This is a genomic window from Streptomyces sp. (assembly GCF_019510245.1).
Lineage (GTDB): Bacteria > Actinomycetota > Actinomycetes > Streptomycetales > Streptomycetaceae > Streptomyces.
This window is the reverse complement of record NZ_JAEKKT010000449.1, coordinates 1-3940: the sequence shown is the minus strand read 5'-3', so window position 1 is coordinate 3940 and position 3940 is coordinate 1. Positions and strand designations below refer to the sequence as shown.

Here is a 3940-nt window from a genome sequence, read left to right as displayed (position 1 = left end):
GGGGTTCCCAAGGGATGGGGGGAGTGGAGTCGTAGGTTCCTCCAAGATGGGCACTCGCGTGCGTCCCTGCATCCTCGCCTTCTGGGTCTCATTCGTTGGTGATCTCCTCCACCACGGTCGCCCCGAGCTCGCGCACGATCAGTTCGCGACCCGAGAGGGCGGCCTCGTTGAGATCGGGGTCGTCGTCCTCGGGGATGTCGTCCTCGATGGAGACCGGCGGGGGCTCCGGCGCGGACCGCTGCGGGGCAGGGGCCGGGGCTGGAGCCTGCGTCGACGTCGGCCGGGACGTCGGGGCGGGCGTCGGCTGGGGGAAGGACGGGGACGGGGCCTGGGGGGCCTGGGTGCCGTAGCCCGCCGTGCTTCCGGTGCCGTAGCCGCCGGTGCTGCCGCCACCGCCGTAGCCACCGCCACCGCCGCCGTTGAAGCCTCCGGATGCGGGGGGCGCCCCTCCGCCGCCCGACGGGTCGACGACCGCCTCGATCTTCCACTGGACGCCGAACTGCTCGCCCAGCGCCTGCCGCAGCACCTCTTCGCTGCCGCTGCTCGCGAAGTTGTCGCGGGCGCCGGCGTTCACGAAACCGAGCTGGAGGGTGGTGCCGTCGAAGCCGGCCACGTGGGCGTTCTGGCTGAGCAGGATCCATGTGAAGCGGCGGCGGTTCTTGACGGCTTCCAGGATGTTGGGCCAGAGCTGGCGGGGGTCGGGGCCGCCGGTCGGCGGGGCGTAGGCGCCCGGTCCGGGTGCGGGGGCCGCGGGGGCGGGCTGGGCCGGTGCCGGGGCGGCCGTGGGCCGGTGCGCGGCGGGCGCCTGGGGTTGGCCGCCGCCTGCCGGGGCCGCGGTGGGCCAGCCACCGGGACGCCGACCGCCGCCGACGGGGGCGGCGGCAGGCCAGGCTCCGGGGGTGGAAGCGGAACCCGGCGCCGCCGGGGGCGATGTGGCGGACGGCTGCTGGTGAGGCGTTTGAGGCTGTTCCGCGTGGGCGGTGGACGGTTGGCCGGAGGGAGCACCAGAGGGCTGGGCCGTGGGTGAACCGTGCGCCGGGCCGGTGTGGGGGTCGCCGGTGTGGAGGTCGGGAGACGAACCGTGGGCCGGACCGGCGGGCGAGTCGGGGGCCTGGTCGTCGGGCGGCGCCGAGTCGGCTGTAGCACCGGGGAATCCGCCTGTGCCACCTGTTCCGGCCGTAGCACCGGGGAATCCTCCGGTGGCACCTGCTCCGGACGGAACGCCGCCGCCCGGGACGCCGACTCCCTGCGCTCCGGCGCCGGGCATGCCGCCCCCCGGGGCGCCACTGCCGGAACCTCCGCCGCTCGCGCCCGACGCCCGGACCGCCGCACGCGCCGCCGCCGGGCCGCCACCGGGCGGTACCGGTGCCGCCGGCGGGACGGCGGCCGTCGAGCCACCCGAGGCACCAGGCATGCCCTGGACGACGCCCGGGGTACCCAGGGCCGCTCCCCCGTGGGCTTCCGGCCCCGGCACGTACCCCATCGCAGGGGCACCGCCGGCCGAGAAGTTCACGCCTCGCTCGATGCGGTCGAGGCGGGCCATCACCGAGCGCTCGTCCCCATAGGCCGCAGGGAGCAGCACGCGCGCGCAGATGAGTTCAAGCTGGAGGCGGGGCGAGTTGGCGCCGCGCATCTCGGTCAGGCCTTCGTTGACGAGGTCGGCGGCGCGGCTGAGCTCGGCCGCGCCGAAGGTGCCGGCCTGGGCCTGCATGCGCTCGATGACATCGGCGGGGGCGTCGATGAGCCCCTTCTCGGCGGCGTCGGGAACGGCGGCGAGGATGACCAGGTCCCGCAGCCGCTCCAGCAGGTCGGTGACGAAGCGGCGCGGGTCGTTGCCACCCTCGATGACTCGGTCGACGACCTCGAAGGCGGCGGCGCCGTCACCGGTGGCGAAGGCCTCGACGACGGAGTCGAGGAGGGAGCCGTCGGTGTAGCCGAGGAGGGACGTGGCCATGGCATACGTCACACCCTCCTCCTTGGCCCCGGCGAGCAGCTGGTCCATGACGGACATGGAGTCACGCACGGAACCCTGGCCCGCCCGCACGACGAGGGGCAGGACGCCGTCCTCGACGGGGATGTCCTCCTTGCCGCACACCTCGCCGAGGTAGTCCCGCAGGGTGCCGGGCGGAACGAGCCGGAAGGGGTAGTGATGGGTTCGCGACCGGATCGTCCCGATGACCTTCTCGGGCTCGGTGGTGGCGAAGATGAACTTGAGGTGCTCCGGGGGCTCCTCGACGACCTTCAGCAGCGCGTTGAACCCTGCCGACGTGACCATGTGGGCCTCGTCGATGATGTAGATCTTGTAGCGGCTGCTCGCGGGCCCGAAGAAGGCCTTCTCGCGCAGCTCACGGGCGTCGTCCACACCACCGTGGGAGGCGGCGTCGATCTCGATGACGTCGATGGAACCTGGGCCGTTGCGTGCGAGGTCCTGGCAGGACTGGCACTCGCCGCAGGGGGTGGGGGTGGGCCCCTGCGCGCAGTTCAGGCACCTGGCGAGGATGCGGGCGCTGGTCGTCTTGCCGCATCCGCGCGGACCGCTGAACAGGTACGCGTGATTGACCCGGTTGTTCCGCAGCGCCTGCTGCAGCGGGTCGGTGACATGCTCCTGCCCGATGACCTCGGCGAAGGACTCCGGGCGATAGCGGCGGTACAACGCGAGAGACGACACGCATACGAGGTTATAGGCGCCCACTGACACCGGGGCCCGCGCGTGCGCTCCGCCGGGAACGCAAGCGCCCCCCACGCACCCGCCAGAGCCGACCTACCCTTGCTGCCTTCCGGCCCTGGGGGAGTTCAGTCAGATCGCCTAGAGGCCTAGGGCGCACGCTTGGAAAGCGTGTTGGGTTCACACCCTCACGAGTTCGAATCTCGTATCCTCCGCCAGTGCCTCACCGGGCACGATGTCGAAGGGCCCCACCGTTCGCGGTGGGGCCCTTCGTCGTTGTCCGTCTCAGTTTCCGTCTCAGTTGGCCGCCCGCTGCTCGCTCGGGGTGGGGGACAACCGACTTCGATGCGGAAGGATGAGCGGGTGAGCCTCATAGACATGAGTGAGCGTGAGTACTGGGCCTTCGTGTCCGAGGGCCCCGAGACCTTCGTGGGTCAGGCCACACTCGCCCGCGTGGAAAGCTTCTTGATCGGCTACGACGCCCACGCTCGGCGGCACGGCGGCCCCGGGCTCAACGGCTGGCGTGACTGGCTGGTGGCCAGGCGCGGCCGGGAATGCCAACACGCTTGGATGGGTCTGGTCCGTCACATCGCCCTCCCCGACGAAAGTTGGCATCACTGGCAGCTCTCACCGGAGCAGGAAGAACGTGTCATCACGGTTCTCTTCGCTCTGCTCGATGAGTTCCTCGCGGAGCGGGCAGAGGAGCCCCCACGCTCTGACCGCTCCGCATAGACCTTCAGTCGGCCCGGAGCGGCTCCCAGAGAGCGTCGCCTACCTGCTGGGCGACCTTCCGCAGCAGCGTCCCGGTGACATGCATGTAGCGGGCGCGCATGCGTGCCGTTCCCCCGGGCTCCCAGCCCATGATCGCGTCGACCACGGCGTCCGGGACACCGAGAATCAGGAGTTCCAGACGCCCAGCAGGTCGGCGGTGGCGGCCACGCCGGCGAACGTCTTGCCCGTCGCATGCAGCAGATCGGGACTCGTCGCGGCGAGGTCGCGCCGGAAAAAAGCTCGACTCAATGCCGGCCCCATCAGGCCGACGCCGGCGGTGGACGTCGGCGTCGAATCAATCGGTTCCACCGGCACGCCCCGAGGCGAGCCCACTCGACACCGGTCATCGAGGAGAGAAAGCGCATCCGTGCGCCGAGGGCGACGCTGCTAACGGCGATGGCGCCGCGTTCCCTGTCGTGGTGGCAGAGTCAGCGTGATTTGCCGGACGAGTTGCTGGAAGCAGGCGAGGGAGGCGAGGGCCGGCAGGCAGGCTCCGGCGATACC

At 71.7% G+C, this 3940-nt stretch carries 3 protein-coding genes, 1 tRNA gene and 1 pseudogene; 2 read left to right on the top strand and 3 right to left on the bottom strand.

Annotated elements, in window-relative coordinates:
- Positions 1–88 precede the first annotated feature (88 nt).
- Positions 89–2668, bottom strand: a complete 2580-nt coding sequence (locus JF597_RS53825; protein ID WP_294014376.1) for a DNA polymerase III subunit gamma and tau — start codon at positions 2666–2668, stop codon at positions 89–91.
- 117 nt (positions 2669–2785) lie between these two features.
- Here JF597_RS53825 and JF597_RS53820 point away from each other — a divergent pair.
- Positions 2786–2883, top strand: a tRNA-Ser gene (locus tag JF597_RS53820).
- Between the two features lie 145 nt (positions 2884–3028).
- Positions 3029–3397 carry a hypothetical protein gene (locus tag JF597_RS53815; RefSeq protein ID WP_294014375.1) on the top strand — a complete coding sequence of 123 codons (369 nt, stop codon included), beginning with the start codon at positions 3029–3031 and terminating at the stop codon, positions 3395–3397.
- Between the two features lie 4 nt (positions 3398–3401).
- Here the strand turns inward: JF597_RS53815 and JF597_RS53810 are convergent.
- Positions 3402–3569, bottom strand: a pseudogene (locus tag JF597_RS53810) (site-specific integrase); the annotation flags it as partial.
- Positions 3563–3751, bottom strand: a complete 189-nt coding sequence (locus tag JF597_RS53805) for a hypothetical protein (protein ID WP_294014374.1) — start codon at positions 3749–3751, stop codon at positions 3563–3565. The gene JF597_RS53805 and the pseudogene JF597_RS53810, both read right to left, overlap by 7 nt.
- Positions 3752–3940: the final 189 nt, after the last annotated feature.